At 60.2% G+C, this 18,522-nt stretch carries 16 protein-coding genes; 14 read left to right on the top strand and 2 right to left on the bottom strand.

What is annotated here, in order from left to right; genetic code table 11:
* Window positions 1–6 precede the first annotated feature (6 nt).
* Window positions 7–1,005, bottom strand: coding sequence for a LacI family DNA-binding transcriptional regulator (locus ACW9JC_RS03110; RefSeq protein ID WP_457453513.1), 999 nt, complete (start codon window positions 1,003–1,005; stop codon window positions 7–9).
* Between the two features lie 177 nt (window positions 1,006–1,182).
* Here ACW9JC_RS03110 and ACW9JC_RS03105 point away from each other — a divergent pair, with 177 nt between their 5' ends.
* From ACW9JC_RS03105 to ACW9JC_RS03040, 14 genes are all read left to right on the top strand, one after another.
* Window positions 1,183–2,349: a Gfo/Idh/MocA family protein gene (locus tag ACW9JC_RS03105; protein WP_457453512.1), complete on the top strand. Its 1,167-nt coding sequence runs from the start codon at window positions 1,183–1,185 to the stop codon at window positions 2,347–2,349.
* A 44-nt stretch (window positions 2,350–2,393) separates the two neighbouring features.
* The gene (locus ACW9JC_RS03100) at window positions 2,394–3,446 is read left to right on the top strand and encodes a sugar phosphate isomerase/epimerase family protein (protein WP_338586530.1); all 1,053 of its coding nucleotides are present in this window, start codon (window positions 2,394–2,396) and stop codon (window positions 3,444–3,446) included.
* 45 nt (window positions 3,447–3,491) lie between these two features.
* Entirely contained in the window at window positions 3,492–4,727 is a 1,236-nt protein-coding gene (locus ACW9JC_RS03095; RefSeq protein ID WP_457453510.1) for a nucleoside permease, read from the top strand.
* Between the two features lie 143 nt (window positions 4,728–4,870).
* Window positions 4,871–5,149 carry a LysR family transcriptional regulator gene (locus ACW9JC_RS03090; RefSeq protein WP_457453508.1) on the top strand — a complete coding sequence of 93 codons (279 nt, stop codon included), beginning with the start codon at window positions 4,871–4,873 and terminating at the stop codon, window positions 5,147–5,149.
* Window positions 5,150–5,291: 142 nt separating this feature from the next.
* Complete coding sequence (gene mexE, locus ACW9JC_RS03085) at window positions 5,292–6,536, top strand: multidrug efflux RND transporter periplasmic adaptor subunit MexE (RefSeq protein WP_457453507.1); 1,245 nt, start codon at window positions 5,292–5,294, stop codon at window positions 6,534–6,536.
* A 12-nt stretch (window positions 6,537–6,548) separates the two neighbouring features.
* Window positions 6,549–9,728, top strand: coding sequence for an efflux RND transporter permease subunit (locus ACW9JC_RS03080; RefSeq protein ID WP_457453505.1), 3,180 nt, complete (start codon window positions 6,549–6,551; stop codon window positions 9,726–9,728).
* The gene (locus tag ACW9JC_RS03075; RefSeq protein WP_457453503.1) at window positions 9,725–11,143 is read left to right on the top strand and encodes an efflux transporter outer membrane subunit; all 1,419 of its coding nucleotides are present in this window, start codon (window positions 9,725–9,727) and stop codon (window positions 11,141–11,143) included. The genes ACW9JC_RS03080 and ACW9JC_RS03075 overlap by 4 nt, the downstream gene beginning before the upstream one ends.
* A 133-nt stretch (window positions 11,144–11,276) precedes the next feature.
* Window positions 11,277–11,954 (top strand): thermostable hemolysin, encoded by a 678-nt coding sequence (locus ACW9JC_RS03070; RefSeq protein ID WP_457453502.1) that lies wholly within the window; start codon window positions 11,277–11,279, stop codon window positions 11,952–11,954.
* Window positions 11,944–13,425, top strand: a complete 1,482-nt coding sequence (locus tag ACW9JC_RS03065; RefSeq protein ID WP_457453500.1) for an AMP-binding protein — start codon at window positions 11,944–11,946, stop codon at window positions 13,423–13,425. Before ACW9JC_RS03070 ends, ACW9JC_RS03065 begins: the two co-directional genes overlap by 11 nt.
* Entirely contained in the window at window positions 13,422–14,096 is a 675-nt protein-coding gene (locus tag ACW9JC_RS03060) for a TenA family transcriptional regulator (protein ID WP_457453498.1), read from the top strand. The genes ACW9JC_RS03065 and ACW9JC_RS03060 overlap by 4 nt, the downstream gene beginning before the upstream one ends.
* Window positions 14,083–14,889 (top strand): SDR family oxidoreductase, encoded by an 807-nt coding sequence (locus ACW9JC_RS03055; protein ID WP_457453497.1) that lies wholly within the window; start codon window positions 14,083–14,085, stop codon window positions 14,887–14,889. Before ACW9JC_RS03060 ends, ACW9JC_RS03055 begins: the two co-directional genes overlap by 14 nt.
* A complete protein-coding gene (locus ACW9JC_RS03050) occupies window positions 14,886–15,530 on the top strand; it encodes a tetratricopeptide repeat protein (protein ID WP_457453495.1) in 645 nt (214 codons plus the stop codon). Before ACW9JC_RS03055 ends, ACW9JC_RS03050 begins: the two co-directional genes overlap by 4 nt.
* An 11-nt stretch (window positions 15,531–15,541) precedes the next feature.
* Complete coding sequence (locus ACW9JC_RS03045; RefSeq protein ID WP_457453493.1) at window positions 15,542–16,204, top strand: response regulator; 663 nt, start codon at window positions 15,542–15,544, stop codon at window positions 16,202–16,204.
* Window positions 16,201–17,568 carry an ATP-binding protein gene (locus ACW9JC_RS03040; protein ID WP_457453491.1) on the top strand — a complete coding sequence of 456 codons (1,368 nt, stop codon included), beginning with the start codon at window positions 16,201–16,203 and terminating at the stop codon, window positions 17,566–17,568. The genes ACW9JC_RS03045 and ACW9JC_RS03040 overlap by 4 nt, the downstream gene beginning before the upstream one ends.
* Before the next feature lie 80 nt (window positions 17,569–17,648).
* On the opposite strand, the gene ACW9JC_RS03035 is transcribed toward ACW9JC_RS03040, so the two are convergent.
* The gene (locus tag ACW9JC_RS03035) at window positions 17,649–18,470 is read right to left on the bottom strand and encodes a helix-turn-helix transcriptional regulator (RefSeq protein WP_457453551.1); all 822 of its coding nucleotides are present in this window, start codon (window positions 18,468–18,470) and stop codon (window positions 17,649–17,651) included.
* Window positions 18,471–18,522: the final 52 nt, after the last annotated feature.

Below are 18,522 nucleotides of genomic sequence, written 5' to 3'. Positions count from 1 at the left end.
GGTGTTTTACTTTCGCGCCGCCGTGCTGCTGCGCAGCGTCAATTCAAACGGCAACACCACATGCCGCTGCGCCAGCGGCTTCTTCTCGATCAGCGCAATCAACATCTCGACGGCTTTCTGGCCGAAGACTTCGGCCGGTTGCGCAATGGTCGTCAGCGGTGGATCGCAGTACGCCGCGAAAGGAATGTCGTCGAAACCCACCAGCGAAATATCCTCGGGTACGTGCAAGCCCAATTGCTTGATGTGCTTCAACGCACCGATGGCCATCTCATCGTTTTCGCAAAACAGTGCCGTGGGACGTTCGGCGAGTTTCAGCATCGCCGCCGCGCCGTCATAACCGGCCTTCAGGCTGAAGTCACCGTGACAGATCAGGGCCGGGTCGCTGGCAATACCGGCGTGCTGCAACGCGTCCTGATAACCGGCCACGCGATCGCGGGTCAGCGGGCTGCTTTTCGGGCCTTTGATCAGGCCGATGCGGCGGTGACCGAGTTCTATCAGGTGTTCGGTCATGGCCTTGGCGGCGGCGCGGTTGTCGAGGCTGATGGTCGGATGGCGACCGCCCTGAATCACCTCACAGGCGTTGACGATGGGCGGAAGCTCGGCGCTGGGGAAGGGCGCTTCGAACGGATCGTAGGCGCGCAACTGGATCACGCCGTCGGCCTGATGGTTGTACACCAGCTCGGCGAATTCCCGTTCGATTTCCTCGCGACCCTGGGTGTCGCACAGCAGCAGGCGATAGTTGGCAGCCTGGGCGGCTTGTTGTGCGCCGCTGATGACCCGGGCGAAAAAGGTGTTGGCAATGGCCGGCACCAGAATCACCAGGTTGCCGGTCCTGCGCGAGCGGAATTGCACCGCCATCAGGTTCGGGCGATAGCCTGCCTGTTCCACGGCGGCGTTGACCTTGTCGCGGGTTTCGGGGAGCACGCGCTCGGGCGACTTCAGTGTTCGGGACACGGTGGCCACCGAGACACCGGCGAGCCGGGCTACTTCACGGATATTGGACAAGACCACCTCGTTATCGAACAGCGCGGCCGGCGAGCTTACCGCAGGTCGACGCTGCTCTGAAATGTTCGTGGATGTTAATCCGGGGTTTGACAGCTCCCCGAACTGAGCCTAAATTTCCGCCACGATGTAACCGGTTACATCATGACTGGATTCCCTTCCAAACAGAGAAAAAATGCAATGAACGCTGTCGTGCCAAAAATAAGAATGGGATTTGTCGGAGGTGGTGAAGGGGCCTTCATCGCCAAGGCTCATCGTCAAGCCGCAGGGCTCGATGGGCGCTTCGAACTGGTGTGCGGCGCATTCAGCCGTGATGCCCAAAACAACCAGAGCACCGGCGCAGCGCTGGGCTTGCCGGCGTCACGCTGCTACAGCGACTGGCGGCAGATGATTGAAGCCGAGCGCGCCTTGCCCACCGAGCAACGCATGGAGTTGGTGGTCATCGTTACCCCCAATCATTTGCACGCGCCGGTGGCCAGCGAGGCCCTGAGCGCCGGCTTTCACGTGTTCAGTGAAAAACCTGCGGCGTTGAATCTAGGCGAGTTGCTGGCCCTGAAAGAGGTGGTCGAGCGCAGCAATCGTCTTTACGGCCTGGCCCACACTTACCTGGGTTACCCGATGGTCTGGCAGGCGCGGGAGATGGTGTGCAGCGGCGTGATCGGCGCGGTGCGCAAGGTGATCGTCGAGTATCCACAAGGCTGGTTGAGCCAGGACGTCGCCGGGCAGGGCAACAAGCAGGCCGCATGGCGTGATTTGCCCGAGCAGTCCGGTCTGGGCGGTTGCATCGGTGACATTGGCACCCATGCGTTTTCCCTCGCCGAGTTTGTCGCGGATCAACCGATCAAGCAGTTGTGCGCCATGTTGGGCGTGCACATCGAGGGTCGGCAGTTGGACGATGACGCCTCGATGCTGTTCAAGATGGCCGAAGGCGCCAGTGGCGTGCTGATCGCCAGCCAGGTCTGCGCAGGTGAAGAGAATCCGCTGAAAATCCGCGTCTACGGCGACAAGGGCGGGTTGGAGTGGCGTCAGGAAAAGCCGGCCAGCCTGATCCACCGCGCCCTCGATCAACCCATGCGTGTCTTGCGTTCCGGCGTCGGGCAGCCGTGGTTGTGCGAGGCCGCCAGCCAGCGCATGCGCCTGCCAGCCGGGCACCCCGAAGGCTATCTCGAAGCCATGGCCAATCTTTACGGCGACTTTGCCAAAGCGATTCGCGCCGACGTTGCTGGCCCTGATGCTCCCGGCGTACCGGGCATCGACGTCGGTCTGCGTGGCATGGCATTCATCGAGACCGTCATCGCCAACCATCGCGGCGACGCCAAGTGGACCGAACTGGTCTGCACCCCATGACCCTGGAGACTTCCGTGACCGATACCACTCAAACCTCCACCGGTATGCGCGGCCCGGGGATTTTCCTCGCGCAGTTCATGTCCGCCGAAGCGCCGTTCGACACCTTGGCAAACATCGCGCGCTGGGCGGCCTCCCAAGGCTACAAGGCCATTCAGTTGCCGACGCTGGGCACGCAATTCATCGACCTGGCGCGTGCCGCCGAAAGCCAGGATTACTGCGACGAATTAAAAGCCGTCTGCGCCGAGGCTGGTGTCGAGATCAGCGAACTGTCGACCCATCTGCAAGGCCAATTGGTGGCGGTGCATCCGGCGTTCGACACGCTGTTCGACGACTTCGCGCCAGAGCATTTGCGCGGGCAGCCGGAGGCGCGCACGGCATGGGCCATCGACCAGTTGAAACTGGCCGCGCGCGCCAGTCAGCGCCTGGGCTTGAAGGCTCATGCGACGTTTTCCGGGGCGCTGCTCTGGCCCTACATGTACCCGTGGCCGCAGCGTCCGGCCGGTTTGGTCGAGCAGGGTTTTGCGGAATTGGCCAAGCGCTGGTTGCCGATTCTCGATTGCTTCGAAGCGGCCGGTGTCGACCTGTGCTACGAAATTCACCCCGGCGAAGACCTGCACGACGGCGCCTCGTTCGAGCGTTTTCTCGAGGCGGTCGATCACCATCCCCGCGCCGCCATCCTTTACGACCCGAGCCATCTGTTGCTGCAGCAAATGGACTATCTGGGGTTCATCGACCGCTACCACGACCGCATCCGCATGTTCCACGTCAAGGACGCCGAGTTTCGCCCCGACGCGCGTTCCGGTGTCTATGGCGGCTATCAAGGCTGGGTCGAGCGGCCGGGGCGTTTCCGCTCGTTGGGCGATGGCCAGATCGACTTCAAATCGATCTTCAGCAAGCTGACCCAATACGACTTCGCTGGCTGGGCCGTGCTGGAGTGGGAATGCTGTTTGAAGGACTCCGCACAGGGCGCCGCCGAAGGGGCAGCGTTCATCGAGCGGCACATGATCACCAAGACCCGCAAGGCCTTCGATGATTTCGTCAGCGTGTCGTCCGACGAACAATTCAATCGACGATTGCTGGGCTTGCCCGACGCCTGATCGCTTCGAACACTCGCAAAAAACAACAATAAGACGGTGACTGTTATGACCACGATGACCGCGCGATTAAGCGCAATGATGTTCCTGCAGTTCTTTATCTGGGGCGGCTGGTTCGTCACCCTCGGTACGTTCCTCGCCAGCAACCTGGGCGCCAGTGGCGGGCAGATCGGCATGGCGTTTTCGACCCAGTCCTGGGGGGCGATCATTGCCCCTTTCGTGATTGGTTTGATCGCTGACCGTTTCTTCAACGCCGAACGCATCCTCGCGGTGTTGCATCTGGTGGGCGCGGTGTTGCTGTATCAACTCTATCGCGCGCCGGACTTCAGCACGTTTTACCCGTTCGTGCTGGCGTACATGATGATTTACATGCCGACCCTGGCGCTGGTGAACTCGGTCGCGTTTCGCCAGATGAGCGACCCGGCACTGGAGTTCTCGCGCATACGTGTGTGGGGCACCATTGGCTGGATCGTGGCCGGTGTGGTGATCAGTTTTGTGTTCGCCTGGGATTCGCAAGCGGCGATTTCCTCGGGCGGGTTGCGCAACACATTCCTGATGTCGGCCATCGCCTCGCTGCTGCTGGGTCTCTACAGCTTCACACTGCCGAGCACCGCGCCACTGAAACCGGAAGCGGGACGTGTCGGCCTCAAGCAAATGTTGGGGCTGGATGCGCTGGGATTGCTCAAGGATCGCAGTTATCTGGTGTTCTTCATTGCCTCGATTCTGATCTGCATTCCATTGGCGTTTTACTACCAGAATGCCAACCCGTTCCTGGCGGAAATCGGCGTGACCAATCCCACGGCGAAGATGGCCATCGGGCAGGTCTCCGAAGTGCTGTTCATGCTGCTTCTGCCGCTGTTCATTCACCGTTTCGGCATCAAACTTGCGCTCTTGGTCGGCATGCTGGCGTGGGCGTTGCGCTACCTGTTGTTCGCCTACGGCAACAATGGCGATCTGGCGTTCATGCTGTTCACCGGCATCGCCTTGCACGGCATCTGCTACGACTTTTTCTTCGTCTCGGGGCAGATTTATACCGACGCCAAGGCTTCGGAACGCTTCAGAAGTTCGGCTCAGGGTTTGATCACATTGGCGACTTACGGCTTGGGCATGCTGATCGGATTCTGGGTGGCGGGGCAGGTGACCGATCACTACGCCGCGACAGCTGGCAGCCACGACTGGAAGCACATCTGGCTGTTCCCGGCGGGTTTTGCGTTGGTGATCTTTTTCTGTTTCTCCCTGGCGTTCAAGGGCCGGGAAGCGGCGGTGGTGCAAACGTCGGTGTAATGACCGGGACTCATCGGAGGTCTTGAACGACCTCCGATGAGTCTGGCTACAAGCAAGTCGTCGCCTGAAGGCTTGTAATGATTATGGTCGTAATATATTGTCTGCGCAAATGCCTCGTGGACACTATCTGGCGGGCCTGACTCATGAAAAGAAACGAACTGCGCAACATCGACCTGAACCTGCTGGTGGTGTTCGAAGCCCTGTTCCAGGAGCGCAACGTCACCCGTGCGGCGCACAAGCTTGCGCTGAAACAACCGGCGGTCAGCAATGCCCTCAGCCGTTTGCGCGGTCTGTTCAACGATCCCTTGTTCACGCGCACAGGCCGGACGATGGAGCCGACACCCCGCGCGTTGTGGGTTGCGCAGCTTCTGGGACCGGCGCTGGATTCGGTGTGTCATGCGCTCGCCAATACGCGGGCATGAGCGGGACAAATCCCTTTTTTTTGTGCTTATACATGACGATCATCATTAATAGTAATAACCAAGTTCACTCCGTTCAATTCGTCGCTGCCTCGCGCGAGGCCGAGACTCCGCAAACTTCTTAACCGTCTGGCGGACACCCCTTATGGAACAGTCACTCAAACCTTTTCGTTATCCCTTTGCCGCATTGGCCCTCACGATGCTCGCCGCTTGCGATCGTGCGCCCGATGTCGCCAAAGCACCGGGGGCGCCGCACGTTACCGTCGCCAAGGTGATCGAACAGCCGATCACCGAATGGGACGAAGTCACCGCGCGTCTGGAAGCGCCGGAAACGGTCGAGGTCCGTCCTCGTGTGTCGGGGCAGATTGAACGTGTCGCCTTCACCGACGGTGCATTGGTGAAGAAAGGGGATTTGCTGTTCCAGATCGATCCACGGCCGTTCGAGCACGAAGTCGAACGATTCCAGGCCCAATTGCAACAAGCCCGGGCCACGCTGGTTCGCACCGCCAATGAAGCGCAGCGCGGGCAGCGTCTGCTTGGCAGCAATGCGATTTCCGCCGAGCTGGCCGATACCCGCACGACCACCGCACAGGAGGCCAAGGCCGGGGTCGATGCCATTCAGGCGCAGCTTGACCTTGCACGCCTGAACCTCAGTTTTACTCGCGTCACCGCGCCGATCTCCGGCCGCGTCAGCCGTGCGGAAATCACCGCCGGCAACATCGTCACCGCCGACACTACGCCGCTGACCAGCGTCGTCTCCACCGACAAGGTGTACGCCTATTTCGATGCCGACGAACGCCTGTTTCTCAAGTACAGCCAACTGTCTCGTCAAGGCCAGCGCGGCCAGACGACACCGGTTTACATGGGCTTGTCGAACGAGGAGGGCAACAGCCATCAGGGGCAGATGAACTTCGTCGACAACCAGGTCAATCCCAAGACCGGCACCATCCGCGGTCGCGCGGTGTTCGACAACGCCGACGGCCAATACACCCCCGGTTTGTACGCGCGCCTGAAACTGGTGGGCAGCGCCGCTTACGCTGGGCTGCTGATCAAGGACGAAGCGGTGGGCACCGACCTGGGCAAGAAATTCGTGCTGGTGATCGATCAGGACAACAAGGCTGTGTACCGCAACGTCGATCTCGGGCCGAAGCTTGAAGGCTTGCGCATCGTGCGCAGCGGTTTGCAGAAAGAGGACCGCATCGTCATCAACGGCCTGCAACGGGTTCGTCCCGGCGCCGTGGTCGCCCCTCAAGACGCGCCAATGGCCGATCCGGAAACCGTCGCGACGCTGACCCGCCAACGGCAGGCGATCGAGGCCGGCAATCATCCTGCACCGGTGAAATCACCGGCCCTGGTGAAGACCGATGCGGCTGTCACTCCTCGCGGATAAGGGAACATCGACATGAAATTCTCTCAGTTCTTTATCACGCGACCGATCTTCGCAGCGGTGCTGTCGCTGTTGATCCTGATCGCCGGCGGCATCTCGCTGTTCCAATTACCGATCAGCGAATACCCCGAAGTGGTGCCGCCGACCGTGGTGGTGCACGCCAACTATCCGGGCGCCAACCCCAAGGTCATCGGCGAAACCGTCGCCGCGCCGCTGGAGCAGGCGATCACTGGCGTCGAGAACATGCTGTACATGTCCTCGCAGTCGACGGCGGACGGTCGCTTGACCCTCACCGTGACCTTTGCCCTGGGCACCGATCTGGATAACGCCCAGGTTCAGGTGCAAAACCGCGTGACCCGCACCGAGCCGAAGTTGCCGGAGGAGGTGACACGCATCGGCATCACCGTCGACAAGGCCTCGCCGGAACTGACCTTGCTGGTGCACCTGGTGTCGCCGGACAAGCGCTACGACATGCTCTACCTGTCCAACTACGCGATCCTCAACGTCAAGGATGAGCTGTCGCGTCTGAACGGTATCGGCGATGTGAAGATGTTCGGTATCGGTGACTACTCGCTGCGGATCTGGCTCGATCCGGACAAGACCGCTTCGCGCAATCTCACCGCCACCGACGTGGTCAACGCGGTGCGCGAACAGAACCGTCAGGTCGCTGCCGGGCAACTGGGTTCACCGCCCGCACCGAATGCCACCAGTTTCCAGATGTCGATCAACTCCCAAGGGCGATTGGTCACCGAGGAAGAGTTCGAAAACGTGATCATCCGCAGTGGCCCGAACGGCGAGATCACTCGCCTCAAGGACATTGCCCGGATCGAGCTGGGTTCCAACCAATACGCGTTGCGCGCCTTGCTCAACAATCAGGAAGCGGTGGCCATGCCGATCTTCCAGCGCCCCGGTTCCAATGCCATCGACGTTTCCGACCAAGTTCGGGCGAAGATGACCGAGCTGAAGAAAAGTTTCCCGGAAGGCATGGACTACGAGATCGTTTACGACCCGACCATCTTCGTGCGCAGCTCGATTGAGGCAGTGGTTCACACCCTGTTCGAAGCGCTGATTCTGGTGGTGCTGGTGGTGATCCTGTTCCTGCAAACCTGGCGCGCCTCGATCATTCCACTGGTCGCGGTGCCGGTGTCGCTGATCGGCACCTTTGCCGTGATGCATTTGCTTGGCTTCTCACTCAACGCGCTGTCGTTGTTCGGTCTGGTGTTGGCGATCGGCATCGTGGTCGACGATGCGATCGTGGTGGTGGAGAACGTCGAGCGTAATATCGAATCCGGCCTCGAACCGGCGGAGGCGACCAAGAAAGCCATGGGCGAAGTGACCGGGCCGATCATCGCCACGGCGCTGGTGCTGTGCGCGGTGTTCGTCCCGGCGGCGTTCATCTCCGGCCTCACAGGACAGTTCTATAAGCAGTTCGCGTTGACCATTGCCATCTCGACAGTGATCTCGGCTTTCAACTCCCTGACCCTGTCGCCAGCGTTGGCAGCGGTACTGCTCAAGGCCCACGGCGCGCCGAAAGACCGCTTCTCCAAAGTATTGGACAAGTTGTTCGGCGGCTGGCTGTTCAAACCCTTCAACCGCTTCTTCGAAAAGGCCAGCCATGGCTATGTGGTTGCCGTGGCCAAGATCATTCGTGGCAGCAGCGTGGCCTTGCTGGTTTACGCCGGGCTGATCGCCATGACCTACATGGGTTTCAGCACCACGCCGACCGGTTTTGTGCCGACCCAGGACAAAAAGTACCTGGTGACCTTTGCGCAATTGCCGGACGCAGCCAGCCTTGATCGCACGGAATCGGTTATCCGGCGCATGAGTACCATCGCCATGAACGAACCGGGTTTCGACAGCGCCGTGGCGTTCCCCGGCCTGTCGATCAACGGCTTCACCAACAGCCCGAACGCCGGTATCGCCTTCATCGGCTTGCGCCCATTCGATGAGCGCAAGGACCCGAGCCTGTCCGCCGGGGCGATTTCCGCTTCGTTGAACGGCAAGTTCGGCGGCATTCAGGACGCCTACATCGCGGTGTTCCCGCCACCGCCCGTGCAAGGCTTGGGCACCATCGGCGGCTTCCGTTTGCAGATCGAAGACCGGGGTAACCTCGGATACGACGAGCTGTACAAAGAAACCATGAACATCATTACCAAGAGTCGTAGCGTTCCAGAGCTGGCGAATCTGTTCACCAGCTACACGGTCAACGTGCCGCAGGTTGAAGCGGCGATCGACCGCGAGAAAGCCAAGACTCACGGCGTGAAGATCAACGACATCTTCGACACTTTGCAGGTGTACCTGGGCTCGCTGTACGCCAACGACTTCAACCGTTTTGGCCGGACCTATCAGGTCAACGTGCAGGCAGAGCAACAGTTCCGCCAGGAGCCGGAGCAGATTGGTCAGTTGAAGGTGCGCAATGATCGCGGCGAGATGATCCCGCTGGCGACCTTCGTCAAGGTCAGCCCGACGTCGGGGCCGGACCGGGTCTCGCACTACAACGGTTTCGTCACCGCCGAAATCAACGGCAGTGCGGCCCCAGGCTACAGCTCCGGCCAGGCCCAGGCGGCGATAGAAAAGCTGCTCAAGGAAGAATTGCCCAACGGCATGACCTACGAATGGACCGACCTGACCTACCAACAGATCCTGTCCGGCAACACCGCGTTGCTGGTGTTCCCGCTTTGCGTGCTGTTGGCGTTCCTGGTATTGGCGGCGTTGTACGAGAGCTGGAGCCTGCCGCTGGCGGTAATCCTGATCGTGCCGATGACGCTGCTGTCGGCGATTGCCGGGGTGATCATTTCCAAGGGCGACAACAACATCTTCACCCAGATCGGCCTGATTGTACTGGTAGGTTTGGCGTGCAAGAACGCGATCCTGATCGTTGAGTTCGCCAAGGATAAACAGGAGCAAGGCCTGTCACCGCTGGATGCCGTTCTCGATGCTTGCCGCATGCGTCTGCGGCCGATCCTGATGACCTCGTTCGCCTTCATCATGGGTGTGGTGCCGTTGGTGACGTCCACCGGTGCCGGTTCGGAAATGCGTCGTGCCATGGGTGTGGCGGTGTTCTCCGGGATGCTCGGCGTGACCTTCTTCGGCCTGCTGCTGACCCCGGTGTTCTTCGTCCTGATCCGTCGCTATATCGAACGCAAACAAGCGCGCCAGCAAACCAAAGCGCTGAACCTGGAGGTGCAACCATGAATGCTCTGAAGTTGTTTCTACCCAGCCTCCTGGTGACTGCATTGGCCGCGTGCACGGTCGGACCGGATTTCAAAACCCCCGATACCGCACCGGCAAACAGTGTTTACGCCAAGGCGTCCAACTACGACCAGTCGCACTTTGAACGGGTGTGGTGGCAACAGTTCGACGACCCCACGCTCAATCAGTTGGTGAGTAAATCCCTTGAGGGCAACCGCGACCTGCGCGTAGCGTTTGCGCGCTGGAAAGCCGCCCGGGCGATTCGCGATGACATCAGCAACGACAATCTGCCGGTGGTCACCAGTCGCGTCAGCAGCCAGCAGGGTCGTTCGCAGGTGCCCGGTCAAACCGAGAGCCGTGTCAATCTCGAACGCTATGACCTCGGGTTGGACATGGCCTGGGAAATCGACTTGTTCGGCCGCATCCAGCGTCAGCTCGAATCGAGCGACGCGCTGGAAGACGCTGCGGCGGCGGATCTCTATCAATTGCGGGTGACCATGATTGCCGAACTGGTAGATGCCTACGGGCAACTGCGCGGGGCGCAACTGCGGGAAAAAATCGCCTTGGCCAACTTGAAAAACCAAAGCGATTCACGCGCAGTCACGGTCAGCCTGCGTGATGCTGGCGTGGGCAACGAACTCGATGTGGTACGTGCCGACGCGCGTCTGGCCGCGGTCGAAGCGAGCGTGCCGCAGCTGCAAGCGGAACAGGTCCGGCAGAAGAATCGCATCGCGACCTTGCTGGGCGAGCGCCCGGACCAATTGAGCGTGTCCTTGAGCCCGGCGGATTTACCGGCGATCGCCAAGGCGCTGCCGATCGGTGATCCGGGCGAGTTGTTGCACCGTCGGCCGGATGTACTGGCAGCGGAGCGCAGACTGGCATCCGCCACGGCGGATGTCGGCGTGGCCACGGCTGACCTGTTTCCTCGGGTCAGCTTGAGCGGCTTCCTTGGCTTCACCGCCGGGCGCGGTTCGCAAATCGGTTCCAGCGCCGCGCGTGCCTGGAGCCTGGGCCCGAGCATCACTTGGGCGGCCTTCGATCTGGGCAGCGTGCGCGCCCGCATTCGTGGCGCCAACGCTGACGCCGAAGGCGCTTTGGCCACCTACGAACAGCAAGTGCTGCTGGCCCTGGAAGAATCGGAGAACGCCTTCAGCGACTACGGCAAACGCCAACAGCGTTTGCTGTCGCTGATCAAACAAAGCGAATCGAGCCGTGCGGCCGCAGACCTCGCGGGCATCCAGTATCGGGAAGGCTCGGTCGACTATCTGGTGCTGCTCGATGCTGAGCGTGAGCGTTTGAATGCCGAAGATGCCCAGGCCCAGGGTGAGATTGACCAGTACCGGGGGATTGTCGCGATCTATAAGGCGCTGGGAGGAGGGTGGGACAGTGCTGGAGAAAAGGTCGTGGCAACGAAGTGATGGCTGACGCTCCCTCAGCGGCGTGCCTCAAGGCCATCTGAACTCGTATCGGCCGATCTTTTTCCCACCTTCAGACTTCGTTAAGAAATGCCTTGGATACTCCTCCCCAATTGATCTGGGGAGGTGTTTTTTCATGTCCGAATTCAACTGGAATGTTCAGTTGCCGCTGTCCTTTGGCCAAGCTGGAACACCGCAAATGCAACTCGTCAGAGCATTGCCGAAGGACCCGCAACGGTGTGCTTTCGAATCCTTTATCCAGCAACGTTTTCGTAAGGCCCACGGTGCGGACATTCGCCATTTCATGCCGGAACTGTTTGGCATGAGCGAAGCCTCAGGCGCGCTGTGTGCAGTGGTTGGTGTGCGTCTGGCAAGTGCCGGACCGCTGTTTCTTGAGGGTTACCTGGACGAAGCAATTGATCCGCTGATCGGTGCCGCCGCTGATCAGGCCGTAGATCGATCGGCAATCGTCGAGGTTGGCAATCTGGCAGCCGGCGACACTGGAAGCGCACGGCTAAGTATTATCGCGATGACCTACCTCCTGGCGATGGGCGGTCTGGAATGGGTGGCGTTCACCGGGAATCTGGGATTGGTGAACAGTTTTCATCGCCTTGGTTTGAAACCGGTGACGCTGTGTGCTGCCGATCCTGCGCGGCTCGGCGAGGATCGCCACGCCTGGGGCAGCTACTACGAAAGCAAGCCTTGGGTTCATGTTGGCAATATTCGCGCTGGATTCACTCATTTAAGCAACACCGGGTTGTTCAGCCGCCTGGGCTTACCAATGTCCATTGATGCCTCCTGCCATGTCGCCTGAAATGGAGCATTTCAAGCAGACGCTGCGCAGCCATGCCGAGCACAACTCAAATGCTACTGCGTTGTGGGGCGATCAGCTGAAACTGGATTACGCCACGCTGTATGCCGAGGTCTTTTATCGCCAGCAGCGCCTGCGCGAGGAGCAGGTGAAGGTGATCGCACTGGCGCTGGATAATGGCGTCGAAGCCATACTCTGGGACCTGGCCGCACTCTTCGAAGGCTTGACCTGTTTGGCCTTGCCGCCCTTTTTCAGTCCGGCGCAACGCAAGCATTGCCTGGAACAAAGCCAGGCTGAACGGGTAATCGCCGAGCCGCGGCTGCACGACGAACTCCTGGCGGCCGGGTATCAAAAGAACGGCGAGTTCTGGCAGCGTACCTTCTGTGGCCCTAACCGGATGCCTGAAGGTACGGCCAAACTCACCTTCACTTCGGGTACTACCGGTAACCCCAAGGGAGTGTGCTTGAGTGCGAAAAGCATTCTACGGGTCACTCGCGAGCTGGATCTGGCCAGCAGATCCACCGAACCGCGACACCACCTGGCCTTGCTGCCCCTGTCCATTTTGCTGGAGAACATCGGTTGTTATGCCGCGCTGTACGCCGGCGCGACCTTGAGCCTGCCCAGCCAGCAATCCCTTGGGATTCAAGGTGCGAGCGGTGTGGACATGCCGCAACTGTTGACATGCCTTTCCAGCCGATCCCCCCAAAGCCTGATTCTGGTGCCGCAATTGCTGTTGATGCTGGTCAACGCTGCCGAGCAGAACGTGTTTGATCCAAAACTCCTGCGTTTTGCCGCCGTGGGTGGCGCTCGGGTTTCAGAAGATTTACTGCGCCGTGCTCAACGTGTTGGCATGCCGGTTTTCGAGGGTTACGGACTGTCGGAGTGTGCCTCGGTGGTGTGCCTCAATCGCCCACAAGCAAGCCGCTCCGGCAGTGTTGGACGACCATTGCCTCATGTGGAAATTCGGCTGGCGGACGACGGCGAAGTGCTGATCAAAGGCGCAACCCTGCTGGGTTATCTGGGAGAAGCTCCGCACACCGCTGAATGGTGGCCCAGCGGTGATCTCGGCGAGTTCGACGCCGAAGGTTTTCTATACCTCAAGGGCCGCAAGAAGCATCAGTTCGTGACCAGTTTCGGGCGCAACGTAAACCCCGAGTGGGTGGAGTCCGAACTGACTCAGCGCAAGCATATTGCCCAGGCCTTCGTTTACGGCGAAGCCATGCCACATAACCATGCGCTGCTCTGGCCCCATCGTCCGGATTGCACCGACGAACAATTGGCGGCCGCCGTAGCCCAGGCCAACGAGATACTGCCCGACTACGCACAGGTCCGTCATTGGACCCGCCTTGATCAACCGTTCACTCCCGCCAACGGTTTGCTCACCGCCAATGGCCGACTCCGTCGTGACGCCATTGTCGAACGCTTTCGGGGGCAACTGACCGATCCCGCCTTTTCCGAGGAATCCGCACCATGAGTTTTTTCGACTCGCTGCAAGAAGCCACTCAACAGGAACGCCTTGAGCTGTTCAACCTGCCGGTCATCCGTGATGCGCTGGAAGGCGACGTCAGCCTGGAAAGTTACCGGGCCTTTCTGGCGCAGGCGTACTACCACGTGCGACATACCGTGCCATTGATGATGGCCTGCGGGGCGCGTCTGCCACTGCGTCTGGAATGGTTGCGCGAAGCCGTGCGCGATTACATCGAGGACGAGTATGGCCACGAACAGTGGGTGCTCAATGACATTCATGCCTGTGGCGGCGACAGGGACGTGGTTCGCGATGGGCACCCATCCTTGCCGATCGAATTGATGGTCAGCTTTCTCTACGACCTGATTGCCAGGGACAACCCGGTTGGACTGTTCGGCATGGTCAACGTGCTCGAAGGCACCAGCATCGCCCTCGCGACCCACGCCGCCGGCAGCATTCGTGAACGGCTGGGGCTCCCGGAAAGCGCCTTCAGCTACCTCAGTTCCCACGGCTCGCTGGATGTCGAACACATGCAGACCTACCGCCGCCTGATGGACAAGCTGGAAGACCTGGACGACCAGGCTGCCGTCATCCACGCCTCCAAAGTGGTGTACCGGCTCTATACCGATATGTTCCGTGGCTTGCCGCGTGACGGGGAGAGCCGGCATGCGCTTGTCTGAAGCTCGCGTCGTGTTGACCGGTGCCAGCGGCGGCATCGGCCTGGCCATCGCAACAGCCCTGTGCGCCAGTGGTGCTCGGGTATTGGCTGTCGCTCGGCATCGGGAACCGTTGGTGCCGTTACTTGAGCTTTACCCGCACAACCTGTGCTGGATCGGAGCGGACTTGACGTTGCTTTCCGACCGCCGCGAGGTGCTGGCGGAGGCCGAGAGCTTCGGCGGCATCAACCTGCTGATCAATGCCGCCGGGGTCAATCATTTCGCCATGCTCGAACAACTGGATGACAGTGAAATCAACGCGATGCTCGCGGTGAATATCAGTGCGCCAATCTGCCTGACAAAGCTCCTGCTGCCACTGCTCAAGCGGGCCGACAGTGCTATGGTGGTCAACGTCGGTTCGACCTATGGCTCCATTGGCTATCCCGGCTACGCCAGCTACTGCGCCACCAAGTTTGCCCTGCGCGGGTTCTCCGAAGCCCTTCGCCGGGAGCTGGCGGACACCCGGGTCAGCGTGCTCTATGTCGCCCCGCGAGCCACCAACACCAGCATGAACAGCCCGCAAGCCCAGGCACTCAACGATGCGCTCAAGGCCAATGTCGACGATCCACGATCCGTGGCCGCCGCCGTGATTCATGCCATTGCCGGTGACCGTCGCGATTTGTACCTGGGGTGGCCGGAACGGTTTTTCGTACGCCTCAACAACCTGCTGCCTCATCTGGTGGACCGTAGTTTGCGCAGGCAATTGCCTCTGATCCGCCGACTCAGCCAGAAACCCGATCAGGAGAAACTCAAATGAACAAGATTGTCGCTTGTCTGCTGTTTGGCGCCCTCAGCCAGAGTGTCTGGGCGCTGGATGCCGCCGATCAGCAGCGGCTGAACGGTATCCAGCAAAGTTGGGCGCACATTCAATACGAGTTGCCGGAGGGGCAACGAACCGCCGCGTTCGAAAAGTTGGCCTCGCAAGCGTCCAGTTTCACTCATGAGCGTCAGGCCGTGGCTGAGGCCTGGATCTGGTCTGGAATCGTCACCAGCAGCTGGGCCGGTGCCCAGGGAGGACTCGGGGCGCTGAGCAAGGTCAAGGAAGCGAAAGCCGACCTGGAAAAAGCGCTGGCCCTGGACCCCAAGGCGCTGCAAGGTTCCGCCTACACGAGCCTCGGCGCGCTGTACGACCGTGTGCCGGGTTGGCCCATCGGATTCGGTGACTCGGACAAGGCCGAACAGTTGCTTAAACTTGCCTTGCAAATGAACCCCAATGGCATCGATAGCCTGTACTTCTGGGGCGATCACCTCTACCGTCAAAAGCGCTACGCTGAAGCCAGGACAGCGCTGCAAAAAGCTTTGATGGCCGGGCCTCGGCCTGGCCGCGAGACCGCTGACGCAGGGCGTCGCCAGGAGATCGAAGCCCTGTTGGTGGACGTGAACAAGAAACTTGGCTGACAGGAGTCCATGTGCGTTTATTACTGATAGAGGATGACGTCGCGCTCGGCGAGGGCATTCACCAGGCCCTCAGTCGTGAAGGCTACACCGTGGACTGGTTACAGGATGGCAGTAGCGCCTTGCACTCGCTGCTCAGTGAAATATTTGATCTGGCGGTGCTCGACCTTGGCCTGCCACGCATGGACGGGCTCGAAGTGCTCAGGCGCTTGCGTGACAGCGGATCGACCCTGCCTGTGCTGATCCTGACGGCGCGCGATGCCACTGAAGACCGTATCGCCGGGCTCGATGCCGGTGCCGATGACTACTTGATCAAGCCTTTCGATCTGGCGGAGTTGAAAGCGCGCATACGCGCGCTCCTTCGGCGCAGCGCTGGCCGCGCCCAATCGTTGATCGAGCACGCCGGCATCAGCCTGAACCCCGGCACCCAGCAAGTCAGCTATCACGGTGAACCGGTCGCCCTGACACCCAAGGAATACCAGTTACTCCACGAATTGCTTTCGCCGCCAGGGCGGGTAATGACCCGCGATCATCTGATGCAATTGCTTTACGGCTGGAATGAGGAAGCCGAAAGCAACACTCTGGAAGTACACATTCACCATCTGCGCAAGAAGTTCTCTACCGACCTGATCCGCACGGTTCGTGGTATCGGTTACCTGGTGGAGGAGCGTCGATGACCTCGATCAGGCGTCGCACCCTGACCCTGATCATTGGCCTTATGCTCGCCGGTCTGACGGTGATCAGCGTGCTCAATCTGCACGACAGCAATCACGAAATTGCCGAAGTCTATGATGCCCAGTTGGCCCAGAACGCTCGCCTGCTGCAAGGCGTCATGCGCATGCCCCTGGCGAGCAAAGAACATGCTGATCTGTATCAGGCTTTCAATCGGGCCCTGAGCGAGGCGGAGCCCAGGGTCGACGGGCATCCCTATGAAACCAAGATTGCCTTTCAGGTCTGGAACTTCAAGGGCGAGGTACTGGTACACACGGCCAGTGCACCGTCCTTCGCTGCACCGCCGACAACACCGGGCTTCAGCGATGTAATAGACCTGAACAACCGGCATTGGCGCGGGTTTCTGCTCGAAGACAAACAGAACAACCTGCGCATCTGGGTGGGCGAGCGAGACGACGTCCGGGCCGATTTGGTCGACCGGATCGTACGCCATACGTTGTGGCCCAATATCCTGGGAAGTTTGATGCTGGCCGTCATGATCTGGCTGGCTATCGGCTGGGGATTGAAACCGCTGGTCAATATGGCCGCAACCCTGCGGGCGAGGCATCCCGGTTCTCTCGATCCTCTGCAATTGACGCCACTACCGAATGAACTTGAGCCCATGCAGGCAGCCCTTAACCGAATGCTCGCGCAAATTCAGGAGGTGATGGGGCGTGAGCGGCGTTTCATCGCTGACGCGGCGCATGAAATGCGTACACCCCTGGCCGTGCTCAGGATCCATGCTGAGAACCTTATGGAAGCGGGGAGTGACGAGGATCGTCGTGCATCGCTTGAGCATTTGATCGCCGGCGTGGACCGTACCAGCCGACTGGTTAACCAATTGCTAACGATGGCTCGTATCGAGCCTGAAGCCGGCGTGCAACCGCCTGCACCCATCGATCTGGCAGCCACTGTCCGCGACAGCCTGATTCAGTTGACGCCCTGGTTGTTGAGCAAGAATCTTGAGCTGGTTTTCGGTGTCAGCGACAACATTGGCCTTGTGAGAGTCGATCCAGCGGCCATCGACATTGCCTTGAACAACCTGGTAACCAATGCTGCGAATTTCTCCCCGCCGCAGGGAGTCATTGCCGTAACGCTATCCGAAACAGAAAACGGCTATGAACTGTCTGTCGAGGATGAGGGTCCGGGTATCAATGAAAAAGACCGTCATCGGCTTTTCGAGCGTTTTTACAGTCGCGGAAATGTCCAGGGTGCAGGGTTGGGACTGACCATCGTGCAGGCCATTGCAGATCGGGTTGGCGGGCAGATCAGACTGGAGAATCGTAGCCCCACAGGGTTGCGTGCAACGCTGGAGATTGGTCGCCTTTAACGTGACGATTGTTGGTTTCAGTGACCACAGGCCGAATGCTGCCCGACACCCAACTACAAACACCGGCCCATAACACGGGTTCAATAGAACCGCGAATCTCTACGTAAATGCGCAGGACTGACGCCAAGGCGTTGCTTGAAGACCGTCGCCATATGCGCGTGGGAGTTAAAGCCGCAGGTGTGCGCGATCTCCGTCAGCGTGGCTGTCGAGTCGCGCATCAGGGCACGCGCTTTGGCGAGCCGGCGGTCGATCAGGTAACTGTGCGGGCTCATGCCTGTCGTGTTCTTGAATGCCCGCATGAAATATCCTTCGGACAAGCCGAGTAGCTGCGCCATCGCCGGAACACCCAGCGGGCCGTCGAGGCCCGCATCAATGAACTCATCGAGCAGGCGCATCCGGCTGCCGGTGATCGAGCCCTGGAACGGTGCCGGCAGCGCTTGGTTAGCCTGCGCCCGTTCAGCCAGTGCGAGCGCCCAGGCTTCCCAATCGTCGTCCACCGAGGCCCGTAACAGCGCGCTGCGTATTCGCAGGGCGAGGGTGGTCGCCTGTTGATCGATTTGGTTGTTGAACGGACGATTTCCCTCGAGCGCAATACCGTCGGTGCGGATCACCCGCAGGTATTCACCGCCCTTGGGCGACTCGGACAGTACGTCACACCCGGTGGGGACGAATGCCAGGCTGTTGGGCACGGCATCGAAAGGTTGTATTCGGTCGCTGCCGATAGCATGCAGGCCGCGCTGGCTATCGAAGGCAAAGCCAATCGCCGATTGGGTCGCTACGTAACGGGTTTCGTACGCGGCGCCCGGCAACAATTCAATCGCCCATGGGCCGGCCTCGACCCGGCGGACCGGTTCGGATGGTGGCGGCAGAAGCAGGCGGTTTCGATGGCTCATGAACCGCATCATAGTGAAGACGAGGCATAAAAGTCAGGTCAGTTTTCTGAAAGCCATGAGA

The organism is Pseudomonas sp. SDO5591_S426 (genome assembly GCF_054070755.1).
Note: the sequence above shows the minus strand (reverse complement) of the source record. Positions and strands in the feature narration are given on the sequence as shown.

Excerpts from the sequence above, each read along its gene's own strand:
- ACW9JC_RS03050 (WP_457453495.1), top strand. The coding sequence starts at position 14,886 with ATGAACAAGATTGTCGCTTGTCTGCTGTTTGGCGCCCTCAGCCAGAGT.
- mexE (WP_457453507.1), top strand. The coding sequence starts at position 5,292 with ATGGAACAGTCACTCAAACCTTTTCGTTATCCCTTTGCCGCATTGGCC.
- ACW9JC_RS03040 (WP_457453491.1), top strand. The coding sequence starts at position 16,201 with ATGACCTCGATCAGGCGTCGCACCCTGACCCTGATCATTGGCCTTATG.
- ACW9JC_RS03070 (WP_457453502.1), top strand. The coding sequence starts at position 11,277 with ATGTCCGAATTCAACTGGAATGTTCAGTTGCCGCTGTCCTTTGGCCAA.
- ACW9JC_RS03100 (WP_338586530.1), top strand. The coding sequence starts at position 2,394 with ATGCGCGGCCCGGGGATTTTCCTCGCGCAGTTCATGTCCGCCGAAGCG.
- ACW9JC_RS03105 (WP_457453512.1), top strand. The coding sequence starts at position 1,183 with ATGAACGCTGTCGTGCCAAAAATAAGAATGGGATTTGTCGGAGGTGGT.
- ACW9JC_RS03090 (WP_457453508.1), top strand. The coding sequence starts at position 4,871 with ATGAAAAGAAACGAACTGCGCAACATCGACCTGAACCTGCTGGTGGTG.
- ACW9JC_RS03095 (WP_457453510.1), top strand. The coding sequence starts at position 3,492 with ATGACCACGATGACCGCGCGATTAAGCGCAATGATGTTCCTGCAGTTC.
- ACW9JC_RS03080 (WP_457453505.1), top strand. The coding sequence starts at position 6,549 with ATGAAATTCTCTCAGTTCTTTATCACGCGACCGATCTTCGCAGCGGTG.
- ACW9JC_RS03055 (WP_457453497.1), top strand. The coding sequence starts at position 14,083 with ATGCGCTTGTCTGAAGCTCGCGTCGTGTTGACCGGTGCCAGCGGCGGC.
- ACW9JC_RS03065 (WP_457453500.1), top strand. The coding sequence starts at position 11,944 with ATGTCGCCTGAAATGGAGCATTTCAAGCAGACGCTGCGCAGCCATGCC.
- ACW9JC_RS03075 (WP_457453503.1), top strand. The coding sequence starts at position 9,725 with ATGAATGCTCTGAAGTTGTTTCTACCCAGCCTCCTGGTGACTGCATTG.
- ACW9JC_RS03060 (WP_457453498.1), top strand. The coding sequence starts at position 13,422 with ATGAGTTTTTTCGACTCGCTGCAAGAAGCCACTCAACAGGAACGCCTT.
- ACW9JC_RS03035 (WP_457453551.1), bottom strand. The coding sequence starts at position 18,470 with ATGCGGTTCATGAGCCATCGAAACCGCCTGCTTCTGCCGCCACCATCC.